The following is a 24700-nucleotide window of genomic DNA, read 5'->3' on the forward strand; positions in this document are numbered from 1 at the left end:
CCGACCTCATCGCTGGCAAGCCAGCTCCCACAGGGATTCGGGATTGGTTCGGGATTTGTGCTGTGACTAATAACCAACGTAGGCCTTCGCCTGCTCGCGATGGCGGTGGGTCAGGCAACAACAATGTTGAATGTGCCGGCCTCTTCGCTGGCAAGCCAGCTCCCACAGGATTCGGGATTGGTTCGGGATTTGTGCTGTGACAAATAACCAATGTAGGCCTTCGCCTGCTCGCGATGGCGGTGGGTCAGGCAACACCAATGTTGAATGTGCCGGCCTCTTCGCTGGCAAGCCAGCTCCCACAGGGATTCGGGGTTGGTTCGGGATTTGTGCTGTGACAAATAACCAATGTAGGCCTTCGCCTGCTCGCGATGGCGGTGAGTCCGGCAGCGGAGATATCGGCTGGTCGGACGCTTTCGCGAGCAGGCTCGCTCCCACAGGTTTATGGGGTGCTTCGGTGATCCGCGCTTACTCAGTGATCTTCTCGAAATTCCGATAAAACATGTCCCCTTCCCGGCTATCGGTCATCGAGTGCAGTTGGTAGCTGCGATTCAGTCGCGCGCCACCGTCACGGGTCAGCGGGGCCCAGACCAGGTTGGCGCGGCGCATGGTCGACATGCTCATCATTTCGTCGAACGGGATCGACAGGTAGATGCCTTTGTCGAAACTACCTTCGCCATACTCCGCGCTACCCGCCGTGGTGATCGTCGCCCACGCGCCGAAGCGCACGCCATTGAAAAACTCGCGCGAGATGTCCAGCGTGCCGCCCCAATCTCCGGCCAGATAACGCCCGACGCTCACCGCCGCCAAAGTATCGAACGGCAAATCGGTATACGCCGTGACATGCCCGGTCACCACCGAGTAATCGCGCAGGGCAAAACCCTGATCGAAATCGCGCTGACGCACCCAGTTCAGATCCGCGCCCACCGACCAGCGCTCACCGGTCGGGCGGAACAACACTTCACCGCCGACACCGGCAAACATCGACTCCAGATAACCGCCATACACCATGCCATACCAGTCTTTATCCAACTGCTCGGCATGGCTGACCTGGAACAACGGCATGGTCGTGTTAGACGTGGTCAGGTACTGACGCAAATCCGTGCGCACACGCGGCAGACCGCTCGGCGCGTCATAGGTGAACTTGTCGAAGTTGTTGGCCAGGTTGGCACTGAGCAAACCGCTCCACCAGGTGTTGCGGTTAAAGCGATATTCAGCGTCGGCATCGGCGCTCAATTGATAGAGCAAGCCATCCGGGCCGCCAACGTTCTGCTTGAAGCCCAGCCCCACGCCATAACTGAAATGCTGCGGCGCTTCGGTGTAGAGGGTTTTCTCGTTGTGCGGCATCGCCGGGTTGATCTCGGTGGTGCGGTGCAACGACTGCAACGGCTCCTCGTTGTTGATCACTTCGCGGAAGGTCTGGCGCGGCACGCTGGTTTCTTCCAGCGGCAGGTCGTAGCGCTTGTTGACCACGGTGAACCAGTCGATGTCGTCGTTGACGCTGTTGTCGAGAATCCGGCTCGCGCGCCCGACAGCCTTGGACGAATGGAAGTAACGCTGCTGCTCGCCATACACGATCAGCTCGGAATCACGCTGAGTGATGCGCTCGACTTTGTAGCCGGCATTCTGCTGCAAGCGTTGCGAGACGTTAGCCCAGTTGACCTGATCCATCGCCGTGGTCGGCGCTTTCGCCGGCAGCGGTTCCGGGGTCGGATCGTAAGTCTTGGCCGGTGCCTTGCGGCTGACAAAATTGGTGTGGAAGGTCACGCCAAACATCGCCGTATTACCGCGCTCCCACGCCGCGCTGACATCGACCGAATCGGTGACTTTGAACACTGCGCCGAGGTTGATCGGCGAGTCCTGCTTGATCTCGTTGTCCTTCGGTTCGTTTTTGTAATCGTTGCCTTCGTATTCGAGTTTCAGGCTGAGGCGATCCCACGGCGTCTGATAGCTCACGCCACCGAAAAATGACGGCCGGCCACGAAAGTACGAACCCGAGTTAACGTCACCGGTCCCTTCAAGCGCCGGCCGGGTATCGAAGCGATCGCTGACGTAGCCCAACGGGTTGTCCATGTCGCCGCGATTACCGAGGTAACCCCAGGCAATACCGGCGCTGAAATCGAAGTTGTCGTAGCGTTTGTTGGCGACGAAAAATTCACTGGAGAACAAACCCGTACCGCCGACGTCTCGGAAGCCCAGCGCCACGTCGGGCAGCCAGTGACTTTCCTGCCACAGCCGGACTTTGACGTCGACCGCCTTGTCCTTATAACTTTGACTACCGCTGAGGGCCTCCGAGCCGTAAGGCCGGTTGGTGATCGCGGTGTAGCGAAACGAGCCTTCGAGCCAGTCCAACGGCTGCAACGAAACGCTGTAGCGACTGTACGGATCGGTGCGGTTGGCGTTGACGCTCAACTCGCCGGCCGGAGCCATGCGCGCGGTCGGCGTCTGCAACAGACCGGTGCCACCGAAGTCATTCTGGGTAATGCGCGGCTCGGCATGGGCCAGACCGCAGGGCAATAACAACACAGCTGCAAAACGTAACTTCAACGAACCACCTCGGCCAGCTGCGTGGCAATGAATTCGGCCAACTGCTGATTCAGTTCAGGTAGAGGCGGATCAAGATCATCATTTTTCAACGGCACCAGAATCTTGCTGCCGGCCACCGGAAACTGCCCGGACTCGCGATTCCAATGGGCAATGCCGACGCGACGCGACGCGCCGTTGGGCTGGATCAGCCACAGGTAATCGGCTTCGGCATCGTTCAGGATCGAACAGCCCTGCAAATACTCACGGGCTTCCTGCAACGGCTGATACGGCAAGTGGCAAGGCTCGGCGACGGCACCGAGCACTTGCACTTCGTCGACGCGTTTCGGGTAGATCAGACGATCGCCGTCATCGAGGCGAATGTTGCGCGCGAAGCCGACTTCCAATGCGACCGGATCGAGATCGGCAATCTGTCGGCCCGTCACCGGCATCTTCCGCACTTCTTCGGCAATGCGCTGCGCCAGCGCCGCACGACTCGGCCGGTCGAACAGCAGCGACATGCGTTGCAGCACATCCAGATCAAACAGCACACCGACCTTCAGCCGCGTTTGCTCCTCGATCAGCGACTGCCGCAGCAACCCGCCCGCCAGCCAATAGCCTTCGGCATTCGGCACCGCTTCGCTGATCACATCGAGCAAGCGCCCGCCCGGTGGCAACTTGACCGGCCCGGGATTGGCGACATCGCCCGACACCGTAACGGCCGCCTGACTCACACTCGCGACCAGCATCAAACTCGCCGACAACATTTTCAGGCGCATCACGGCAGGTGCCTGCTATCAGGGGTCAGCTGTACAACCTTGACGCGTAATTGCGAGGTCAATTGCTGCTCGCTCTGCAAAATGAAACCGTCACGCGGGTCGACCCAGTAACGATTGGTCGCACTCAGGCCGATGGCCGGGGCGTCAATCTGCTCATCGACACGCAGCACGGTGTATTCCTTGTCGAGAATCTTCAGGGTCTGTTCGGAGCGGCGGGAGAAGCGGCTGTTGACGATCACCCCGACTTCCTGACCCTTGTAGAGGTCGATCCAGCGCCGCGTGGTGAAACCGTCGGCGACGTGGTGCAGGCCCTGCTTGAACGGCGAGTCATCGGAAAGCCGCGTGCCATCGAGATCGCCTTCCAGACCAAGGCCAATGGTGCGCACGGCGAGCCCGTTGCGCAGCAGCAGCACTTGCTTACCGGAGGCGACCCAGAACTGCAGGTCTTCGCGCTCGCGCACCAGCGCCAGCACCCCGGAGCCGGACGGCGTGGTCAGTTTCAGTTGCGGGTAGTTGACCCCGGCCACTTCAGCCGCCGACACGTCGACTTCATCCGGGCCGACGACCGCCGCTTTAAGGTTGTTCAACGAAGCGCTCATCAGCGGGTTACAGCCGCACAGCAACGAGGCCGCCATCAGGCACAGGCCAACTTTCAAAATGTTCAAAGTCGGCGACCTTATTTGCTGTTGTTACTGTATTCGCTCCAGTTCTTCGCAGCGGAAGCGCCGGTGCCGACAATCGATGCCGACGGCACCAATTGACTGATCAGACGGTTCCAGCGAGTCACGTTGGCAGGCCCGACATACACCACGTCCTGAGGACGCACTTCGAAGTGCGAAGCGAGGGCCATGGCGGTCGGCGATTCGGCTTCCAGCTGATAGATCTTGGCCGGTTCGACATCGAGGTTTTCCACGCCACGAATGACATAGACCGCGTTGCCATTGGAGGTGGTCTGGGCCAGGCCGCCGACCGAACCGAGCACGTCGGTGAGGTTCATCGTCGCGGTCTTGAAACTCAGTGCACGCGGTTGGTTGACCTCGCCCATCACGTAGATGCGTTTATTGTCGTTGTACGGCAGATACAGCTGATCGCCACCCTTGAGGTAAACGTTCTGCAACTCGGAATCCTGCTGATTGAGCGAGTCGAGATTGAGCGGATAAGTGCGACCTTTGCGCGTCAGCAACAGCCCGGACAAATCGGCGTTGTTGGTGTCGATACCGGCCGAACCGAGGGCTTCGACCACGCTCAGCGGATTGGTGGAAATTGCTTGCGGGCCGGCCTTGGCCACCGCGCCGGTGACCACCACTTTCTGGCTGGCGAAACGCAACACCGCGACATCCACTTGCGGCTCGGCGATGAACGCCGACAGCCGTTGTTCAATGTCCGAGCGCAGTTGCTGGATGGTCCGGCCGGTGGCCTGGACTTCCTTGATGAACGGGTAATAGAGCGTGCCATCGGAGCGCACCAGACGGCCGTTGGCATCGATCTGTTGTTGCGCGCCGGACGGGGCCGTCAGCTCAGGGTGATCCCATACGGTGATGTACAGAACATCGTTGTTGCCGATGCGGTATTCGGCCGGGGTCGCCAACAGTTCCGGCGGCAGCGACTCACGCTTTTGCGTGGCGCGGTTCATGGCAATCAGCTTGGGCGTGATCGGGATCAGCTCGACCCGGCTGCTTTCACTGGCACCCTGGCGGGTGATGTCACTGGTGCTGAGGTATTGACCGGGGGAAAACATGCAACCTTGCAAAGCGAGACTTGCCAACATTAAAAGATAAACACTACGAGTCATAATGGCACTACGCTATTCAAGGGCGAATCCAAAAACAAAGTCACCCGACTTGCGTCGGGCGACCCTGTACTGCACTAACAGAACTTCCTGTTAGTTATGCGTGCCGGTTGTACCGGTGGTACCCGTCGTACCGGTGGTACCGCCGTTGGCACTGCCACCGCTGTTAGACGCCGCTACAGCACTGGCAACCATTGCAGTACTGGCTGCGGGCGCTTGAGAAGCCGCCACGTTGCCACCTACATTGGTTACCGCTGTCAGCGGTGCTTCAGCAGCGGCAGCCCAGTTGCTCAACATCATCAACAGGGCAACTGCCATCACTTTTTTCATATCAACTCCTTTCTAACATTCGACCTGTTAAAAAACTGGCCTGAGTTAGCGGTGGTGAGTTCAAGTCCGCAAAAAACGCGAACAAGATCCGTTGTTCTTTCACAGTCTTACCCAACTGATAAAAGTCGAACGGCAGGTTTATATCTACGGACTTGCAAAAGGCATTGCCAGTGTAATTTCCCGACGTTATCTAACAAGCTGACTGAAAATAACATTGGACTAAATGGCCATCATCGCAAGTAGCCTTTGGGATGGTTCGATTGCCAGCGCCAAGTATCGGTCACCATGTCCTGCAAGTTGCGCGTGGCTTTCCAGCCAAGTTCTTTCGCAGCCTTGGAGGCGTCGGCCCAGCTCTCGGCGATATCCCCGGAGCGACGCGGCATCATCCGGTACGGCACTGCTTGCCCGCAGGCCTGTTCGAAGGCGTGGAGCACTTGCAACACGCTGTAGCCATCGCCGGTGCCAAGGTTCCAGGTATGAATGCCGGTGCGCCCGGAGATCGACTGCAAGGCCTTCACGTGACCGTCCGCCAGATCGACGACGTGGATGTAATCGCGTACGCCAGTGCCGTCGATGGTCGGGTAATCGTTGCCGAAGATCGACAATTCTTGCAGGCTGCCGACCGCCACCTGACTGATGTAAGGCACCAGATTATTCGGGATGCCGTTGGGGTCTTCGCCCATATGCCCGCTGGCGTGGGCGCCGATCGGGTTGAAGTAGCGCAGCAAGGCGATGCTCCAGCGCGGCTCGGCCTGGCTGAGGTCACGCAGGACGTTCTCGACGATGAGCTTGGACTGGCCGTAAGGATTGGTCGGGTTGCCGGTGGGGAAATCCTCGCGGATCGGCATCTGCTCAGGCTCGCCATACACCGTGGCCGACGAACTGAACACCAGGCGGAACACCCCCGCCGCCGCCATTGCCTGGCACAGATTGATGCTGCCGCTGACATTGGTTTCGTAGTACTCGAGCGGCTTGCGCACGCTCTCGCCGACCGCTTTCAGGCCGGCAAAATGCAGCACCGCTTCGATGTTGTGCTCGCGGAAAATCCGGTCGAGCAGTGCCCGGTCACAGACATCGCCACGGATCATCCAGGCACTCTTGCCGCAAATGCCTTCAACCGCGTGCAACGCGGCTTCGCTGCTGTTGCAAAGGTTATCCAGTACGACAACTTCATAACCTGCTTCAAGTAGCGCAAGTGTGGTGTGCGAGCCGATATAGCCGGCACCACCCGTTACCAGAATCTTCATAGCGCGATCCGTCTTTGAATGAGTGACAAGTAGCGTGTCAAGCCTGATTCATTGAAGATGTGTCACAATCCACACAAACAGGCGACAACAACCGAAAACAAAACTAGTTCAATGACTGGCAATAAATATTTTTGCAGGTCACACTGTATTGCCCGCTATTTATTAGCACTCCCTGTGCACTCATCACTATCAACAGATACCGACTAAAAATAACCAATAACACACTTACCGACATCTCATAACATTGTCGCGCTTTACCGCTTCAACTAATTGCCATTAACAACCTGACTCAGGTATTAAAGCAGTCGTTCAATAATATTCAAACTTGCACGCCCTCATTTAGTGCGCGCATCTGTCGCCTGTGTTCCATGACTGTCCAGGATACTTTTATGATTCGTAAATGTTTGTTCCCCGCTGCCGGTTATGGCACGCGTTTCTTGCCGGCCACCAAAGCCATGCCGAAAGAGATGCTGCCAATCGTCAACAAGCCGTTGATCGAGTACGCCGTTGAAGAAGCGCGGGACGCCGGCCTGCAACACATGGCCATCGTCACCGGTCGCGGCAAGCGTGCGCTGGAAGACCATTTCGACATCAGCTACGAACTTGAACACCAGATTCGCGGCACCGAGAAAGAGAAATTCCTCGCCGGCACCCGCGAGCTGATCGACACCTGCACCTTCTCCTACACCCGTCAGGTGGAAATGAAAGGTCTGGGCCACGCGATTCTCAGCGGTCGTCCGCTGATCGGCGATGAGCCGTTTGCCGTGGTGCTGGCCGATGACCTGTGCCTGAACCTCGAAGGTGACGGCGTACTCACCCAGATGATTGAGCTGTACAAGAAATTCCGTTGCTCGATCGTTGCCATCCAGGAAGTCCCGGCCGACCAGACCCACAAGTACGGGGTGATCGCCGGCGAGCTGATGTCCGACGGCATCTACCGGGTCAACAACATGGTGGAAAAACCGGCCCCGCAAGACGCGCCGTCGAACCTGGCGATCATCGGCCGCTACATCCTCACCCCGGACATTTTCGACCTGATCGCCGACACCCAACCGGGCAAGGGCGGCGAGATCCAGATCACCGACGCGCTGATGAAGCAGGCGCAAAACGGTTGCGTGCTGGCCTACAAGTTCAAAGGTCTGCGCTTTGACTGCGGTGACGCCGAGGGTTACTTGCAGGCGACCAATTTCTGCTACGAAAACGTTTACCTCAAGGGCCGCTGAGACGGCTCCCTTCCCCCAACGAGGCCACCATGAACATTGCACAACATTCCGTAGAGATTGAACGCGAGGTGGGTAACCTCGGGGTGATGAGCTGGTTGTCCCGCCATCAGCCGTTGCCCAGCGCCAACGAAACCTGGCTGGGCACGATTCTGCTGGTGGAGCGGATTGGCGTGTTTCCGGCGTCCGGCGATATTCGCCGGCCGCTGCGCGATCCCTATCCGCTGCTCGCGCATCTGAAAAAACTGTATGGCGATCAGGCGTTGGAAATGGATGACAGTGATGGTTTGAAAGTGATTTTCAGCGACTGGCGCTTTCGTGTGCGGATTTGCTGCAACGACCCGGCGATCATCATCAACGTTGAGACTCGGTGCGATACGCGGTTGATGCCGCAGAAGATTGCGGAGTTGCTCGAGCAAGTAGACGCCTTCGAATAACTCCCCTCACCTGATCGTTCCCACGCTCCGCGTGGGAATGCATCCAGTGACGCTCTGCGTCACCCAGCGAAGGGACGCGGAGCGTCCCGGGCGGCATTCCCACGCGGAGCGTGGGAACGATCACCGCTCTGGGTTTTGCGTGTTATTTAGGGGCGGCGTCGCAACGTTCCTTGGCGCCCATGATCCAGCCATAAAAGTAATCAGCAATCACCTTCCCGCCCGTGGCCGGAACCGGATGAATCTTGTCCGGGCCGATCATCGCTGCCGCGTAGCGTTTGACGTCGGGACCAAACGCACACTGAAGATTGGCGTACCCCAGATGCTGCTCACGCGCCCACGGCTCCAGCACCTGCGCATACGCCGACATCGGATACGCACTGGAGCGTGTGGTGTCCTGGCGCATGATCAGGTTGATGCTCGCCTGCGGTTGAATCTCGCGCAGCATCCCCACCAGCCCCTGAACGTTCTGCAAGTACTGCGCAGGCTTTACGCCGAAGCCTTGATCGTTGCCACCGAGCATGATCAGGTAAACATCCGCAGGAATCTTCGACACAGCGGCTTTCCACTGCACCTGCCATTGTGGATCCTGGTGATAGAAGTCCGCAGAGGCCGCGCCGGAGGCCGCCAGTTTCGACACCCGCACGCCGTTCTGCTCGTTGCTCATCCACAGACCAAACAACGTCGGCGCGCCCTTCACCACTTCCAGTTTGAATGACCAGTCTGTCGCTGCCGAGAGACCTGTCAGCGCGACTTCCTGAACGCCCGAACCTTCAAGCTTCAGGGGCTGCCAGTCTTGCGCGGGAGACCAGCGATAGCGGATCTCGCTGGATTCGCCGTTGCCCAGATAAAGCAGTTTCGCCCGAGTGACAGCGGTATCGATGCGCGGCGTCGGACTCGCATCCACTTGCAACCATGCGCCGGGCCGGCCTGTCACCGTGCGGCTGTCCGGACTCGCTTGCCCCAGGTCTGAAACCTTCCAGTCGCCGCCGAAGTACTTGTCACTGCTGCGGGTGTATTTGAAATGCGTGCCGCCCAACGCCGCGCCGTGGTTGAAACCGACATAACCCGGCCCGGCAAAACCCACCTCCCCGGCCACGCGTTGCACCAGCTTATTCAGATAGAAATCCTGCCCGGCGCTGTAGCTGTCGCCGATCACCGAGACCGAAAACACCTTGCCGGCCTTGCCTTCACGCCACTGCGCAAAACGCTCGCGCGCATCGCCCACCTGAACCACCGACGCCGCGACGGGTTGAGCGTCATCTACTGCCAACATGCAAAATTTCCTTCAGTCTGGAATGGCCCACTGAATACCGGATGTACATAGATCAACTGTAGGCCTTCGCCTGCTCGCGATAGCGGTCTAACCAATACAAATGCATTGACTGACCCACCGCCATCGCAAGCAGGCGAAGGCCTACATTTAACGCGATCATCCGCTAAATCTGTGTACACCGAGAAAACCTGTGGGAGCTGGCTTGCCAGCGATGGCGGTGGGTCAGGCAATGAATCTGTGTCTGCCCCGGCCTCATCGCTGGCAAGCCAGCTCCCACAAGGATGGTGGGAGTTACAGGGATGATTGGGTCTGCACCACCGGAGTGACAGGCACCAACGGTTTCTTCTTCGCCGCGCGTTCCCCAAGGAACAGCACCGAAGTGAAATTGAACCGGCTGAAAATCATCGACAACACCACCGGCCCAAGCAAGCCGCAACTCAAGCCACCCAGCACCAGCAAGCTCTCATCCTTCACTCCCAACCGCCCCAGGACAAACCGCGACGTCGCCGCGAACAGCACATGGAACAGGAAGATTGCATAGGAATAACCACCGAGCCACGTCAGCGCCTTCGAGCGCATATCACTCGACAGCAAGGCGATGCACGACACGCAACCGACAGTCAGACCGATCAAACTGCGACGATCAACAATCAACTCACGATCAATCGCCGCCACATACAACAGCGTCAACGAGATCAGTACAAACACGAGCGGCCCGATCACCTTTAAGCGCTGCTTCAACGCGTCGACATTCTCCTGGCCAATCATCCCTGCCACGAAAAACGGCAACAGATAAATCGCGCCGTTAATCCCGAATGCATCAAACTTGAACGGCGGCAACAGAAACAACACAGCCGCAAACGCAAACAGCCCATACAGCCGCGTCGCCGAACGCAACATCCCGCGCCATTCCAGCAGCCCGACGAACATGAAAATAATGAACACCGCCTGCAGGAACCAGAAGTGGTTGATCGGCACCCAGAACGACAGCAACGCGTCGATCACGCCGACATCCTTGTTCACCCCCGGCCCGACAGCCTGCAACACCGAGAACGGCACGCCGACGCAAAACAGCGGCACGATCAGGCGCCGAACCTTGCCGCTGAAGAACGCGGAAAAGTCATTGCCACGGATTTTGTAGATCGAATAGATGTACCCGGAGATGAACGTGAACAGCGGCATGCGCACGTACACCATCGAATCGGCGAGCACCCGGAACGGCGAGCCGATGTCGATCTTCAATCCGCCACCCAGCGGCCCGATGACGTGATAGAGCACCAGCAACAGGCACGCCAGGCCGCGCAGGGTTTCAATCTCCAGGGACTTTTTCTTGCTCGACATAAAGCACCTGCCTCAATTCAGAATTCGTGATTCGACCTGCACAGGTTTGTTCGCTCGCAGCATCAAACCCAGGCCGACGAACAACACCGGCACCACCATCGAGAAGTGCCGGGCGAAGGAGCCGAAGTCCGGCTCGAACAACCCTTGCACCAGCAGAAACGCCAGCGGGATGGCGATCAGTTCCTTGGGTTTGGTCTGGATCGGCGCGCCTTTGTAATCGGTCGAGGTGATGACTTTGAACAGCAGCAGCGCGGTCATGATCATCAATGCGACGAAGATCACCTGCCCCGGCCCGGACAGCAGAATCAGTTCCACCGGGAACGACAAGCGGAAGAAAATGATCATCGAGTCCAGCGCCTGCGAAACAAAATCGCTGCCGCTGAGCCACGACACGATCAACGATTTCGAGCCCTCCTCGCCCGCCGTGCGCAGTTCGTTGTTACTGGCGCGAATCGACGACACCGGAAAGCCCAGTGCGAGCTGGATCGACATCGCCACTGCCAGATAAAACAAGAACAACATCAGGAAGAACGTCGTGCGCGACACGTACTTTTTCATCACGCAGACGCCGACCCACGACAGCGAAAACAGAATCCAGTAAGGCCGGATCAACACGCCGTAGATCACTGCCGAGAGAAAAAAACCGCCGCGATATTTACGCGTCAGCGAGCTGAGCAGAATGCTCAACACCGCCACCGACACAATGATTTCCTTGGTCAGGTTCTCAAGGAAGAACGAGCGCACGATGCCCCACAGACACAGGGTGCCGAAGATCGCCAACGGCATGCGCCGAAACACCACCACCGGAATCGCCGTGAGGAAAAAATTGCAGAACATGCCGTAGGCCCAGGCATTGGTCAGGTTGATCCCGGTGGGCCGTAGCAGGAATGCCGAACACTCGTAGGACGAGCGATCCGGCGAGAACGGGTTCCAGAAGTTGCAGTTGTCGGCTCGCGCGTAGGACGACCACAGGGTCATCGCATCCGGCCCCGGATCACGCGGGATCAACAGCGGCATGGCCACCGACAGGAACAGCCCGGTGAACAGGATCAGGAACGACACATACGAATCGAGTCGCTTGCCACGAAACTCGATGCACGGCAGTTTCAGGCCCATGACAACGCAGCCTTTTTCCCGGCCGTTGCGCGGGTCAGAACGGCAATCACCAGCAGTTGCACGATGATCGCGAAGACGTTGCCCCAAGCGGCGCCGTAAATCGAATAGTGCTTGATCAACACATAGCTGACCGGCACCGAAACCAGCAGACAGATCGCCGCGCTGGCGAGCGATACGCGACTGTTTTTCGAAGCAATCAAACCGCCCCAGACGATGTCGCCAATCGCGCGCAAAGCGAAGGAAAAAATCAGTACGCCGAGGATCGCATTGTCCGGACGCGGCACGCTGGTGGCGACGTAATCGAGCACCACGTTGAAAAACACATAGATCGCCACCGCCACCGCCGCCGACACTACAAGCGAGCGCATCACCCACTTGTTGACGAACAATTGCTTGACCGTGAACGCCTGCTGATCAGCCTGAAAACGCTTGGCCAACAGCGGAATCCCGACCACCGCGACCACCGCATACGACAACGCCTGCAAGGTATTCGCCGCCGACCATGCGTACACGTATTTACCGAGGCTGGCGTAGGGTTCCAGATCAATGATCAGAAACCGCTCCGCGTACTGACTCAACGCGATCAAACCAGTACCGAGGTAAAACGGTAACCCGGCCTTCCATACAGTGGCCGTGGCTAACGACTCGCTGACCCGGCCCTTGTGCACGTTCACCACGATCAGGTAACCGGCGATGATCACCAGCACGTTGGCGGCGACCCACAGCCACAACACACTGGCGATTCCCGAGACCCAACCGAGCATCATCCCGCCCACCGCCAACACCGCCCACAGACCGGTCTTGATGAAGAACAGCAATGCGCCCGCCGTGGCTTTCTGCGCAGAAAACACGAACGAATTGATCTCGAACGACAGATGCTCAGTGAGCAAAACCAGCGTCACGCAGAGAATCAACGCAGCGGTTGCTTCAACTGTCTGGAACAGCGAATAAATCAGCACCGTCACCACCGACAGCACCAGCCCCACTGCCAGGTACAGCAGCAAAACCTTGTCGACCACGCGGCGCGAACTGCCGGCCACGCTGATCAACCGATTGATCTCGGAACTGAAACCGACGCTGTAGAACTTCGACGCGATCAACGATGCCGCGACCACCACGCCGTAAAAACCCAGCGCCTCATAACCGAGGTAATGGGTGATCGCCAACACCAGCAAAAACTTCGCGCCCAATGCTCCGCCGCGAAGCAGCAGCCGAAATATCATCGAACGACACCCTTGATGATCTCGTCCATGGCCACGGTTTTTGCTTCGATTTCACGGCAGGTGTCGGTCAGGCGTTTGCCGAAGTTCGACAGCGCATTCGGCGCGTAAACCGTGTCGATGATGGTGTCGACATTGATGTCGCCGCCGTTGATCACCCAGTCGTCCACGCCCATGTCCTGATAGGCGCCGAAACCTTTGCGCTCATAGCTGATGTGGTACGCCGGTACGCCCGAGAGCAGCGATTCGATGGCGCCGTGCAAACGCACGGAAATCACCAGGTCCGGTTGATATTTGGCAATCGTCGCTTTCAACGACAGCAGATCTTCAGTGATGCCCAACTCGCGATAAAAAGCGCCGTCATCGTTGCCGCGTACCGCGCTCTGTACCGCACAGACCACTTTGCTTTTGTTCTTCAGGCGCTGCAGCAGCAACTTCAGGTTGGCCACGTAGGCGACTTTCTTCTCCTTGCTCCACTCCGGCGGCTTGCGCAGTACCACGCACACGGTGGCTGGCGAAGACGCGCAGCGGGTGAATTTCGCTTGCTGAAGGATTTTGCTCGCCAGCGACTGCACCGCCAGATCCGGCGCACGGTAGACGTTGGCGCAGGCATCGAAAATCGCCGAAGAACGATTGTCACGCACGAACACCGCGTCGGCGCTGGCGTAGTGTTCGACGATCTTGCTGCTCTCGCCATGGAACGGGCCGATGCTTTGCGGCAGGTACACCGACGGCACTTTGCTGAGGATCGCGGTTTCCAGTTGCTTGGCGTGGCCGAGTTTCAGCTTGATGTGTTCGAAGGCGCTTTTCGAGCGCATGTAGCCGCCACCGACGCCGACGATCAGATCGGTTTTCTTCAACAGATCCGCCAGACCGGCGTAGGACTGATTGAGAAACACCGCTTGCTTGACCCGACCCAAACCCTTGGCCGCCATCACCGGCGCGTCGAAACGCGGGTGCGGCAAGTAGCTGAAAGAATCCGGATCGGAAGCCACCACGCTGATCGCGGTGTCTTCACCAAAGTTGCGCTGCACCAGCGCGATGGCCAGATCGACGAGCAAGCCGTCACCGGAGTTGGACGCACTGTAGCCATGCAAAATCGTTACGTTCATATGCTTGAGTTCTACTTAAAAAGTGGGAGCGCGATACAGGTCGTAGGTCTGGCGAATCATCAACGCGGCACTGAAACGCTCGCGGACAATGCTCCGTCCTTCGTTGCCGAGATCGAGCAAGCGCGGCTTCTGGATGATCGTCAGCACATCGGCCAGCGCCTGGTGATCGCCGGACGGGAAGACATAACCGGAGACTTCATTGGTGACCAGTTCAGGCAGCGAGGTGCAGTTGCTGGCAATCACCGGCAAACCCATGGCCATACCTTCCAGCGGCACCATGGCGAAACCTTCCCAGCGACTCGGCACGATCAGCGCATCGGCTTTCTGGTACAGCGCCTGCACTTCGCTCGGCGTGACCCATGGCAGGTATTCAACGGAGTCCATCGGTGGGCACTCCACCGCGTCCTCGTTCACCGCGCTGCCGACCACGGTCAGCTTCAAGTCTTTGCGTTGCACGTTGGCGAAGGCCTTGAGCAACACGTCGAAGCCTTTCTGATAATCGAGGCGACCGACGAAGAGCAGATGAATCGGCTCGGGACTCGCCGCTTTCGGCGCGTCGTCCTTGTGGTGAATGCCGTTGTAGATCAGCTTCATGCGCTTGCGCTCGATACCGAAGCGCGCGGCTTTGTCGAGTTCGTACTGGCTGACGCAAATGATCACGTCGGTGACTTTCTGCAGCACCCGCTCGATCCACGCATAGACTTTCTGCTTGGTCGGCGAGCTTTCCATCAGGAACGAAAACGCGTGCGGGCAGTAGACGATTTTCGGCTTGCGCCACGGTCGCAACAGCACGCATACGCATCGCCCGATCACCCCGGAAAAGGTGCTGTGCAAATGCACCACATCGGGTTTTTCCTTGAGCATCACCTGGGTCAAACGCCAGGCGAAACGCAGCAACGACGGCACGTTGCGCCCGGTGCGGGGAAAGGTGCGGATCTGCTGCGCGCCGATGCCGTGCAACTCTTTGGCCTGATCGTCCGGGACCAGATACACCAGCTCGTAGTTCGCCGCATCGCCTTCAGGCGAGGCCGAAATCGTCCGGATCACCGTCGCGACGCCACCTTTGATCGTCTCTGCCACGTGCAGTATTTTCTTCACAAATCACCCACTTCAAACAGGAAAAAACAGTCGCTGACAGTCAGGATTTGTCGGACGCGTATTCGTAGTTGTAATAGCCGTAACCGCCGTTGCCGTAGTAGCTGGCGGCGCGCTTCTCGACGCCGTTGAACACCGCGCCTTTCAACTCGATGCCGTTCTGCGCGAAGCGGCGAATGGTCAGTTCGATCTCTTTGGCCGGGTTCACCCCGAAGCGCGTGACGATCAGGCTGATCCCGGCTTCACGGCCGACAATCGCCGCATCGGTCACCGCCAGCAGCGGCGGCGTATCGATGATCACCAGGTCGTAACGCTCGCTCAGTTCCGCCAGCAGCTCGCGGAAATTGGCGTGCATCAACAGCTCGGACGGATTCGGCGGTACTTGGCCACGACTGATGAAGTGCAGGTTGTCGACTTCGATTTTGTTGATCGCCTGGTCGATGCTGCAGCGCTTGACCAGCAGGTCGGACAAGCCGTTGGTGATCGGTGTGTTGAGGGTTTTGTGCAGGTGACCTTTGCGCATGTCGGCATCGATCAGCACCACGCGCTGGCCGCTCAGGGCCATGACGGCGGCGAGGTTGGACGAGACGAAGGTCTTGCCGACCTGCGGGCTCGGCCCGGAAATCATGATGCGGTTGTTGGTCGAATCGAGCCCGGCAAAGTGCAGGCAGGTACGCAGGCTACGGATCGATTCGATCGACAGATCCGTCGGATTGCGCAGGGCCAACAGGTACGCCGGCTTGTCGACGCCGTCGCGGGCGCGGCCTTTTTTGTTGTCCTCTTCATCCTGCAAGGCGCTGTACGGAATCGACGCGTACACCGGCAAACCGAGTTGCTCGATAGCTTCCGGGCCTTCGAGGCCACGGCTCAAGGATTTGCGCAGCAGCACCAGCGCTACACCAACGAAGGCACCGAGGAAGGTGGCGATGATAACGATCAGGGCTTTTTTCGGTTTGACCGGGCTGGTCAGGTCGACATCCGCCGCATCGACCAGACGTACGTTACCCACGGCACCGGCGCGGACGATGTCCAGCTCCTGGGATTTGTTCAGCAACTGCGTGTAGATCTGCGAGGCCACTTCGACGTCGCGGGTCAGGTTGAGCAACTCTTGTTGGGTCGCGGGCAGATCGCCGACCTTGCCTTCCAGCGACTTCTGCTGCTGGGTCAGTTCGCCGATCTGGCTCATCAACGCGCGGTAGGCCGGGTGCTGTTTGGTGAACTTGCGGTCCATCTCCGCTTGCTGCATTTTCAGCTCGGATATCCGCGTTTCCAGCGCCACCGACTGACCCAGCACCGACTGGGTTTCCAGCGAGATGTTCACGGTCTTGCCGTGGGTCTGATAGGCGTTCAGCGCATCGCTGGCCTTGGCCAGATCGCGTTTGACCTGCGGCAACTGGCTTTGCAGAAAGGCCAGGCTCTGCGCTGCTTCAGCTGAGGTGCGGCGCACGTTCTGATCGACGTACAGCGCGGCGATCTTGTTGAGGATCTTCACCGCTTCAGCGGCGTCGCTGCTGGCCAGCGCCAGTTTGATAATCCCCGATTCCTTGCCCTGCTCAGAGATATCCAGCGCGTCCTGATACCCCTGAATGGTCACGATCCGTGGGTTGCGCACCACTTCGAAACGCGTGCCGGGGTTGGCCAGCAACTGGCTGATCTGCCCTTCTATGCCGTCCTGCGCGAACGCTTCGCCGGCGACGCCTTCGACCAGCAGGTTGTCGTTGTCATCGAGTAACTGGAAGTGCTTCTGTTCGCCGGCAATCAGGGTGAGTTTCTTGCCCAGCAGTTCTTTCGGCAGATTGAGCCGAGCGAACTCCAGACGCTCACCGCCCCAGGCGTAGCTGTTCAAACCGAAACGCGGCGCGGCGACGCTGGTCTCGGTCTCGCCGCGATAACGCCGGGCGAGAAAGCCGCCAATCATCGGGAAGGTGTTGGGGGTGACATCAATGTCCAGACGCAGGTCGTCGACGGTTTTGCCGATCACCGCGCGGGATTTGATGATGCCGATCTCGGTCACCGACGGCGATTGCCCACCGAGCATGCTGTTGAGGTCGGAGAAACCGAGCATGTCGTTCTTTTTCGGTTCGACCTGCACCAGCGCATTGGCCAGGTACACGGGCGTGGCCAACACTGCGTAGGCCACGCCGGTGACCATGAAAGCGCCGGTGAGCGCGCCGATCAACCATTTCTGGTCGATCAAACTGCCGAATATGCCGAGAAGATCAATACTGTCTTGATCATTGTCGCGGGTGCCGATGACGGACGGTAACTGCATAAGTCTGTTCTTACCATTCATTGATCTGAAGAATATTCATCAACGCGCGAGGCGTTGTGCCCATGAGCTAACAGCATCTTCAATCAATGCATGGGCATGAATAAAAGCGGCCTTGCCTTGACGATATGGATCTTGTATTTCGCGCTCGCTCTGCCATTTACCGAGCAGAAATACTTTGCCTCTCGCATGAGAGGCAATCTTCAATACTTGATTAACATGCTGTTTTTCCATGACCAGAATCAGGTCTGAGTCATTGACGATGTCCGCGGTCAACTGCCGCGCCTTGAAGCCTTCGGCGCAATGCCCATGGTCTTCGAGCACCTGCCGTGCGGAAGTTTCGACGCCCTCGCCAACCCGCGCCGACAGGCCTGCGGAGGAAACGGTGATCGCTGAAGGCGCAAGCGCGTTGCGCAGCATCAGTTCTGCCGTCGGACTTCGGCATATGTTGCCCACGCAAACAACAAGGATCTTTCTGAACAAGGTTTTACTTTCCTGTGTAATGTCAAACGGCCAACATCCCGAGAGCATTTTAATGACCCTCAAGATCTTCCTGCACTCAGAAATAGATTCGCCCTGTTAGTACCGAAGCATTAAGTACCACAGCGTCTAAAAGTCCCCCAACCACAATTAGCGGACTAAAAATAACTGTGATTTTCGGCTGTTTGATTTCCGACAAAAAATAACATTCGCGCACTAAGTGCCATCATCTTGTTCGAAAACCGAGTAACGAGATCAATATTCGTAGTTGTCACTTCTCTTCGGGAGAGCAGACATGAAATCCGTACATCTCAAAAAACTCGGCGCCCTGGCGCTGATGGTGCTGGGTGCAACTGAGGTTAACGCCAGCGAACTGTTCCCTAACCTGCCAGCCAGGAACATCGGCGTTCAGGTGAAGATCCAGAACTTCACGGCGGCCGATGCCGCACAGATCAAGACGGCAGGCTTCGGTTTTGTACGCTTCGGCGTGTGGAGCGAGAGCCTGACTGCCAAGGCTTATCAGCAACAAGTCAGCGACGCTTTTGCAGCGGCCAAGTCTGCAGGACTGGAGGTGCTGTTGACGGTCCGCGCGATCAAGCCGTTGCCCGCCACTTCAAACGCCGAACTGGCCAGCGCGGGTGAAGGCTTCGCCAAAGCCGTGACCGGGCTGGAACAGTCGTACGGCTCGCAAATGGTCGCGATTGAGTTATGGAACGAGCCGGACCTGGAAACCTATTGGCCGACGGGCAAGTTCGACACCACTTTTGTGCCGTTCATGAGCGCCGTGTGCAAGACGCTGCAAGGGCAACCGCCATCGACGCCGGTCATCGGTTACGGCTTCGCCCGGCCACCCAGCGCCGGCTCGGCCTCTACGGTGGCGCTTAATCGTATCGTCAGTGAATACCCGAAATGCCTGAGCGCGGTGTCCTATCACCCCTACGGCATGACGGCCACGCAGATCAGCAACGCGCAAAACTTCATTCAGCAGAACTTCCATCTGCCGGGGGTCATCAGTGAATGGGGGATCTCGGCGCTCGCCTCCAATGGCGGGCCTGAAGGGCAAGCGAGCAAGATCAACGCGTTTATTGGCGATGTTAAAAAGCTCAATATTCCGCTGACCTCCATTTATGAATGGAAGAACAGTGATTCGGGCAGTAACGACCGCGAGAAGAACTTCGGCCTGCTGACGTCCGACGGGCAACCGAAACCGGCGCGAATGTCGGTCGAAACCCTGTTGAACGCCCAGTAGCGCATACACAACCGGCCTGTACGCAGGTCGGTTGCTTTGAACCTGTTGGCTGTTTTGGCATCGTATTCATCGATACCGCGCCCCGCCTTTCAAACAATCGTTTTCAGGTTGTTGCCGCAGGGGCCATCGATACACGCACCTACCCTTGAGTGGCCGTCAGCGCTCGGGTAATGTCATCAGACCCATAGGACAGAGCACGCCCATGACTTCCAAGCTGGAACAACTCAAACAATTCACCACCGTTGTTGCCGACACCGGCGACTTCGAAGCGATCGCCCGAGTCAAACCGGTCGACGCCACCACCAACCCGTCCCTGCTGCTCAAAGCGGCAGCCATTCCGGCCTACGCCGAGCTGCTGAATGCCTGCGTCAGCGACTGCAAGGGCGATGTCGGCCTGGCCAGCGACCGCTTTGGCGTCGCGGTCGGTCAGGAAATCCTCAAAGTGATCCCGGGCCGTATCTCCACTGAAGTGGATGCGCGCCTGTCGTTCGACAAGGATGCTGTGCTGAAACGCGCGCACCGTCTGATCGAGCTATACGACAAGGCCGGCGTTGGCCGTGATCGCGTACTGATCAAGATCGCCTCGACCTGGGAAGGCATCCGCGCCGCTGAAGTGCTGGAGAAAGAAGGCATCCAGACCAACCTGACCCTGCTGTTCTCCTTCGCACAGGCCGCCGCTTGCGCCGACGCGGGTGTGTTCCTGATTTCGCCATTCGTGGGCCGCATCTACGACTGGTACAAGAAGGCCAACGGCAACGACTACACCGGTGCCGATGATCCGGGCGTACAGTCGGTTACCCGCATCTACAATTACTACAAGGCCAATGACTACAAGACCGTGGTCATGGGCGCGAGCTTCCGCAACCTCAACCAGATCGAGCAACTGGCCGGCTGCGACCGCCTGACCATCAGCCCGGACCTGATCGACAAACTGGCGGCCGACACCGGCAAGCTGGAGCGCAAACTGGCCCCGGGCAACGCCGGTGAAGCCCGTCTGAGCCTCAACGAAGCGCAATTCCGCTGGTTGTCCAACGAAGACGCGATGGCCACTGAGAAGCTGGCTGAGGGCATTCGTCAGTTTGCCCGTGATCAGGAGAAGCTTGAGGCGCTGTTGCAGGCCAAGCTGTGATTTGAGTGGGTGAAATGCAAAAAGGGCGAACCTGTGAGGGTTCGCCCTTTTTTATGGCTGCTGGAAAATTTTTGGTGATCTTGCGGCCGCTTTCGCGAGCAGGCTCGCTCCCACAAGGGGGATCTGTGATCGACGCCGCGTCAGTGTGGGAGCGAGCTTGCTCGCGAAGGGGCCAGCCCAGACAACATCACTTCATCAGATCAATGCCGCTCGAGGGCATTCACCAGGTCATGGAACGCTTCACGATTGGAATCGTTGAGGCCCATGAGAATCTTGTGCGCTTCAAGCACCTTGATCCGCACCACTTCTTCCGACTGGTCCTGATCCGGCAGATCGTCCAGGCACTCCGGGCATGGCACCGGGTGGTTGACGATGTTGAACACCTGCTCGAAACCCATCGATTGCAGCAAACGGGTGATGTCTTCGTGGGTGGTGACGACGGTCGGCAGCAGGCCGACCTTCTGCCGCGACAGGATCGACAGTTTGGCCAGCAGGCCCAACGTCGTGCTGTCGATGCTGCGGGTTTCGGTCAAATCGATCACGATCGCGTTGAAATTCAGCGCGGTGAAGATTTTCTCAATAGTCGCATCCAACGCCGAACACAGGGTCAGGCGAACTTCACCGACGAATTTCAGGACGAAGGTGCCGTCCTGCTCGGCGAACTGGATTCTACCGGTACTCATTAAAGATTCCTGCTCAACACCAACAGGGCGATATCATCCGGCATCTCCCCTAGCGTGGCCAATCCAAATACTTGCCGCAGACCATCCAGGCTGCCGCCCGCCGACTTCACCCGTTGAGGCAAAGCGGCTTCTTTTTCTTTGAGCGTAGGTTCTGGCAAAAGATCCAGAATGCCATCCGACATCAGTGTCAGGCTGAATGTCGGCGGCAGCTCAAGCACGTGGTCTTCGTAGGTGGCTTCATTGAAGAGGCCCACCGGCAGACCGCGCCCTTCGAGATAACGAACACTGTCAGGCGTGTACAACACAGGCAACGGCAGATGGCCGCCGATGCTATAGGTCAACAAACCGGTCTCCTCGTCGATGACTCCACCGACCATTGTGACGTGTTTACCCAGCTTACAACTGATCAGCCCCCGGTTGATATGACCAAGGACTTCCGAAGGCTTGAATTCCGGCAAGGTGCCGTTGCGCTTGGATTCGAACAGCAAGCGCGTGGTCATGAACTTCAGCAGAACGGTGACGAAGGCTGAAGAGGCGCCATGACCGGAGACATCCGCCAGGTAAAACGCGACCCGGCGCTCGTCGACACGGAAATAGTCGACAAAATCACCCGACAGGTACAAAGACGGGATGATCTGGTGGGCAAACTTGAACTCGTCGATGCTCCACGGGCTTTCCGGCAGCATGTTCATCTGCACCTGGCGACCGGCATTCTGGTCTTCCTGGAGCAGGTTCAGGCTGGCCTCAAGTTCGCGGTTGGCCTTTTCCAGCTTCTCGCGATAACGCTGGTTTTCCAGCAGCAGGCGCGCACGATCCAGGGCCCGGCGCACAGAGTGCTCGAGAACAGCCAGATCTTCGAGAGGCTTGATCAGGTAATCCGCCGCGCCCAGGCGCAGGGCCTCGACCGCGTCGTTCATCACGCCGGCACCTGACACCACGATCACCGGCGTCTGCGGTGACCGCTCGGTGACCTGACGGATCAGTTCGAGACCGCCCATCTGCGGCATGCGCAGATCGCAGATGACCAAGTCGGGCTTTTCTTGCTCGAATACCTGAAGACCCTGTTGGCCGTTGCTGGCCTGCAGGACGCTGAAACCACTGTCTTCCAAATAGGCCGCGAGGCTCGCGCGCACTACTTCGTCATCATCGATTATCAGCAGCGTGGCACTGGTTTTTGGCATGTGGGCAAACGGCGCCAGAATTAGGTTGGCGTAGTTGGCGGGGCATTTGGCCCTGCGCAGACTACTGGATTCGCTTTCTAGCCTCTCTGCTGCACCGCTTTCGAGCATTGGCTGCAAACGCGGTTGCACCAGAGGTGCCCTTCTAAGGCGCAGACGGTACTCCCATCCGCAGAGCGTTTCAAGCATGCGCCGATGGTCGCTTGACGACTTTACTTGTCAAATCACCGAGAGTTATAAGAACAGCTCAAACCGTAACCCAATGGAAGGACGAACCTATGAGTCAAACCGGTCGGGACTACAGCGAAAAGCGCGATTTCATCCGCATGCGGGTCGATGCCGATGTCGTGTTGATCCATGAGGGTGATGAGGTCGCAGGCGTGTGCATCGACCTCTCCAGCAGTGGCATGCAGGTCGAAGCGCCGCAGCCATTCGCGGTCGGCGACCGTTTGAGCGTACGTATCGACTCCGACCACGCCGCGCTCAGCGGCCTCGAAGCCGACACTGAAGTGGTCTGGGTCAGGTCTCAGGACGGTGGCGGCCAGAAGCTCGGCCTGACCATTCTGAAGATGAAATAGCTACACACAAAAAAGGCGACCCTGAGGTCGCCTTTCTTCTTACCGGTCGAAATTAAAAATCGTCTTCGACCTGGCCATCCTTCACCTTGAACTCGCGGTTCTGCAAGTAGGCATTGCGGATGAAGGTGTACTTGTCGCCGCTGATCAGCTTCTCGCTCGACAGCAGGCTGGCGCGGGTGTCGACGATGTTCAGACCAAAGATCGAGTTACGCACTGGCACATCGTTGATATAGCGGTACATGCCGGTGTAGCTGTCGACGTACTTGGACGGCGCGTCACGCAGAGTGCTTGGGCCCATCAGCGGCAGCATAACGTACGGACCGCTGCCCACGCCCCAGTAACCGAGGGTCTGGCCAAAGTCTTCATCGCTGCGGTTCAGGCCCATTTTGGTGCCGACGTCGAAGAAGCCGAGCAGACCGAAAGTGGTGTTGAAAATCAGGCGCGCCGTGTCGACGCCAGCGGCAGCCGGTTTGGCCTGCAGGATGTTGTTGGCAAGGTTGGTGACGTCACCGACGTTGCGGAACATGTTGTGGATGCCGTCTTCAAGGAACTGCGGCGTGACGAACTCATAGCCCTGCGCCAGAGGCTTCAGCGCATAGGTGTCGACGAAGTCGTTGAACTCGAAGATTGGACGGTTGACGCTTTCCCAAGGGTCTTCTTCCGTTGCGGCCTGAGTGGCGAACGGAGCCAGCAACAGGCCGGCACATACACTTAGCTGAGCGAGCGGATTGCTCCAGCGCATAGAAAAACTCCTTGGAATGGTACTGTCGCGGACCTCTGGGCCCGGCTATTCAGGTCGCTAGTATAAGCGCAAAAGCCCGTTTGGACAGTCCGCGCAATGCAGCAGTCTGTAGGACCCTTCCCGCGTCGCCCTTCACACTGTTGTCATCCAACTGTCACCGACACGCCCTAGCCTGATCGTTATTTCAGGGATGTTGCCATGACCCACGCCGAAACCTTGCCCGTCGCCGCGCCCAGCCTGACGGCCGTACTGTTTGGACTCAGTGGCTGTCTGGTGGATTTCGGTGCCCGCGCCCGGCAACAAACGATCGCCCTGCCCGAGCAAGCCGAGGCGACTCCGGGCGCACTCGACAGCCTGCACAGCTTGCAGCGCCAGCAGATTCCCTGCGCGTGGCTGGAGGAACTGCCGCCGGCCCTCGCACAAGCGTTGTCGGCCTCGCTGCCGGCGTGGATCAAACCTGCGCAACATTCGGCAACAATCAACCCATGGCCCGCCCCGAACGCCTGCTGGCAAGCGTTGATGGACTTGAACGTCGACAGCCTGGACGGCTGCGTGCTGGTCAGTGGCGAACCGCGCCTGCTGCAAGCTGGCCTGAATGCCGGACTGTGGACCATCGGTCTCGCCTCCTGCGGCTCGCTATGCGGCTTGGCGCCGGGGGCATGGCAAGCCTTGAGCCAGAAAGAACGCGAACACTTGCGTGGCAAAGCGACCGTGAAGTTATTCGGGCTGGGCGTGCATTCGGTGATCGATCACCTGGGTGAGCTCGACACCTGCCTGGCGGACATCAGCCTGCGCCGCCTCAAAGGCGAAAAGCCCTGACCGGGATCATGCAGGTTTGCCGGGAGTGGATTAATCTAAAGGTCAGCCATAGACCTTTGGCGCGCGGCTGCGGTCAATGCCAGTGCCTATTGAT

The 24700-nt window shown here is 58.4% G+C and carries 23 protein-coding genes; 6 read left to right on the plus strand and 17 right to left on the minus strand.

Annotated elements, in window-relative coordinates:
• Window positions 1-465 precede the first annotated feature (465 nt).
• From RMV17_RS19965 to galE, 6 genes are all read right to left on the minus strand, one after another.
• On the minus strand, window positions 466-2544 hold the full coding sequence (locus RMV17_RS19965; protein ID WP_311881979.1) for a YjbH domain-containing protein: 2079 nt from the start codon (window positions 2542-2544) through the stop codon (window positions 466-468).
• Window positions 2541-3299 (minus strand): capsule biosynthesis GfcC family protein, encoded by a 759-nt coding sequence (locus tag RMV17_RS19970; protein ID WP_311887072.1) that lies wholly within the window; start codon window positions 3297-3299, stop codon window positions 2541-2543. The genes RMV17_RS19965 and RMV17_RS19970 overlap by 4 nt, the downstream gene beginning before the upstream one ends.
• A complete protein-coding gene (locus tag RMV17_RS19975; RefSeq protein WP_311881981.1) occupies window positions 3299-3964 on the minus strand; it encodes a YjbF family lipoprotein in 666 nt (221 codons plus the stop codon). The genes RMV17_RS19970 and RMV17_RS19975 overlap by 1 nt, the downstream gene beginning before the upstream one ends.
• An 11-nt stretch (window positions 3965-3975) precedes the next feature.
• Entirely contained in the window at window positions 3976-5037 is a 1062-nt protein-coding gene (locus RMV17_RS19980) for a polysaccharide biosynthesis/export family protein (RefSeq protein ID WP_049802139.1), read from the minus strand.
• Window positions 5038-5181: 144 nt separating this feature from the next.
• Window positions 5182-5418, minus strand: a complete 237-nt coding sequence (locus tag RMV17_RS19985; protein ID WP_282358727.1) for a hypothetical protein — start codon at window positions 5416-5418, stop codon at window positions 5182-5184.
• A 230-nt stretch (window positions 5419-5648) separates the two neighbouring features.
• Window positions 5649-6665, minus strand: a complete 1017-nt coding sequence (gene galE, locus RMV17_RS19990; RefSeq protein ID WP_311881988.1) for a UDP-glucose 4-epimerase GalE — start codon at window positions 6663-6665, stop codon at window positions 5649-5651.
• Between the two features lie 389 nt (window positions 6666-7054).
• Here galE and galU point away from each other — a divergent pair, with 389 nt between their 5' ends.
• Window positions 7055-7888 (plus strand): UTP--glucose-1-phosphate uridylyltransferase GalU, encoded by an 834-nt coding sequence (gene galU, locus RMV17_RS19995; RefSeq protein WP_007910549.1) that lies wholly within the window; start codon window positions 7055-7057, stop codon window positions 7886-7888.
• Between the two features lie 29 nt (window positions 7889-7917).
• The gene (locus RMV17_RS20000; protein ID WP_034156408.1) at window positions 7918-8322 is read left to right on the plus strand and encodes a mannose-1-phosphate guanylyltransferase; all 405 of its coding nucleotides are present in this window, start codon (window positions 7918-7920) and stop codon (window positions 8320-8322) included.
• Between the two features lie 142 nt (window positions 8323-8464).
• Here RMV17_RS20000 and RMV17_RS20005 read toward each other — a convergent pair whose 3' ends face one another.
• The 8 genes from RMV17_RS20005 to RMV17_RS20040 form a co-directional block, all read right to left on the minus strand.
• Window positions 8465-9595 (minus strand): GDSL-type esterase/lipase family protein, encoded by a 1131-nt coding sequence (locus RMV17_RS20005; RefSeq protein WP_311881992.1) that lies wholly within the window; start codon window positions 9593-9595, stop codon window positions 8465-8467.
• A 291-nt stretch (window positions 9596-9886) separates the two neighbouring features.
• Complete coding sequence (locus RMV17_RS20010) at window positions 9887-10936, minus strand: acyltransferase (protein ID WP_311881994.1); 1050 nt, start codon at window positions 10934-10936, stop codon at window positions 9887-9889.
• 12 nt (window positions 10937-10948) lie between these two features.
• Window positions 10949-12052 carry a hypothetical protein gene (locus RMV17_RS20015; protein ID WP_016986717.1) on the minus strand — a complete coding sequence of 368 codons (1104 nt, stop codon included), beginning with the start codon at window positions 12050-12052 and terminating at the stop codon, window positions 10949-10951.
• Window positions 12043-13275: a polysaccharide biosynthesis C-terminal domain-containing protein gene (locus tag RMV17_RS20020; protein WP_311881997.1), complete on the minus strand. Its 1233-nt coding sequence runs from the start codon at window positions 13273-13275 to the stop codon at window positions 12043-12045. The genes RMV17_RS20015 and RMV17_RS20020 overlap by 10 nt, the downstream gene beginning before the upstream one ends.
• Entirely contained in the window at window positions 13272-14384 is a 1113-nt protein-coding gene (locus RMV17_RS20025) for a polysaccharide pyruvyl transferase family protein (protein ID WP_108225791.1), read from the minus strand. Before RMV17_RS20025 ends, RMV17_RS20020 begins: the two co-directional genes overlap by 4 nt.
• A gap of 15 nt (window positions 14385-14399) precedes the next feature.
• Window positions 14400-15482, minus strand: a complete 1083-nt coding sequence (locus RMV17_RS20030) for a glycosyltransferase (RefSeq protein ID WP_095050484.1) — start codon at window positions 15480-15482, stop codon at window positions 14400-14402.
• A 40-nt stretch (window positions 15483-15522) separates the two neighbouring features.
• A complete protein-coding gene (locus tag RMV17_RS20035; RefSeq protein ID WP_311882001.1) occupies window positions 15523-17751 on the minus strand; it encodes a polysaccharide biosynthesis tyrosine autokinase in 2229 nt (742 codons plus the stop codon).
• A 39-nt stretch (window positions 17752-17790) separates the two neighbouring features.
• A complete protein-coding gene (locus RMV17_RS20040; protein WP_108225792.1) occupies window positions 17791-18231 on the minus strand; it encodes a low molecular weight protein-tyrosine-phosphatase in 441 nt (146 codons plus the stop codon).
• A 292-nt stretch (window positions 18232-18523) separates the two neighbouring features.
• Between RMV17_RS20040 and RMV17_RS20045 the strand changes: the two genes are divergently transcribed.
• Together RMV17_RS20045 and tal are read left to right on the plus strand one after the other, a co-directional pair.
• Window positions 18524-19477 (plus strand): cellulase family glycosylhydrolase, encoded by a 954-nt coding sequence (locus RMV17_RS20045; protein WP_034156415.1) that lies wholly within the window; start codon window positions 18524-18526, stop codon window positions 19475-19477.
• 202 nt (window positions 19478-19679) lie between these two features.
• On the plus strand, window positions 19680-20606 hold the full coding sequence (gene tal / locus RMV17_RS20050) for a transaldolase (protein WP_034156416.1): 927 nt from the start codon (window positions 19680-19682) through the stop codon (window positions 20604-20606).
• A gap of 200 nt (window positions 20607-20806) precedes the next feature.
• Here the strand turns inward: tal and rssC are convergent, their stop codons facing one another.
• The gene (gene rssC, locus RMV17_RS20055) at window positions 20807-21289 is read right to left on the minus strand and encodes an anti-sigma factor antagonist RssC (protein ID WP_003226553.1); all 483 of its coding nucleotides are present in this window, start codon (window positions 21287-21289) and stop codon (window positions 20807-20809) included.
• Window positions 21289-22470 carry a two-component system response regulator RssB gene (gene rssB, locus RMV17_RS20060; protein WP_034156417.1) on the minus strand — a complete coding sequence of 394 codons (1182 nt, stop codon included), beginning with the start codon at window positions 22468-22470 and terminating at the stop codon, window positions 21289-21291. The genes rssC and rssB overlap by 1 nt, the downstream gene beginning before the upstream one ends.
• 275 nt (window positions 22471-22745) lie before the next feature.
• Here rssB and RMV17_RS20065 point away from each other — a divergent pair, with 275 nt between their 5' ends.
• A complete protein-coding gene (locus tag RMV17_RS20065) occupies window positions 22746-23045 on the plus strand; it encodes a PilZ domain-containing protein (protein ID WP_034156418.1) in 300 nt (99 codons plus the stop codon).
• A 52-nt stretch (window positions 23046-23097) separates the two neighbouring features.
• On the opposite strand, the gene RMV17_RS20070 is transcribed toward RMV17_RS20065, so the two are convergent.
• The gene (locus RMV17_RS20070) at window positions 23098-23787 is read right to left on the minus strand and encodes a VacJ family lipoprotein (RefSeq protein WP_034156419.1); all 690 of its coding nucleotides are present in this window, start codon (window positions 23785-23787) and stop codon (window positions 23098-23100) included.
• Window positions 23788-23985: 198 nt separating this feature from the next.
• Here RMV17_RS20070 and RMV17_RS20075 point away from each other — a divergent pair, with 198 nt between their 5' ends.
• Entirely contained in the window at window positions 23986-24606 is a 621-nt protein-coding gene (locus RMV17_RS20075) for an HAD family phosphatase (RefSeq protein ID WP_311882007.1), read from the plus strand.
• Window positions 24607-24700 lie beyond the last annotated feature (94 nt).

Source organism: Pseudomonas sp. VD-NE ins (genome assembly GCF_031882575.1).
In the GTDB taxonomy this organism is placed as follows: domain Bacteria; phylum Pseudomonadota; class Gammaproteobacteria; order Pseudomonadales; family Pseudomonadaceae; genus Aquipseudomonas; species Aquipseudomonas fluorescens_BZ.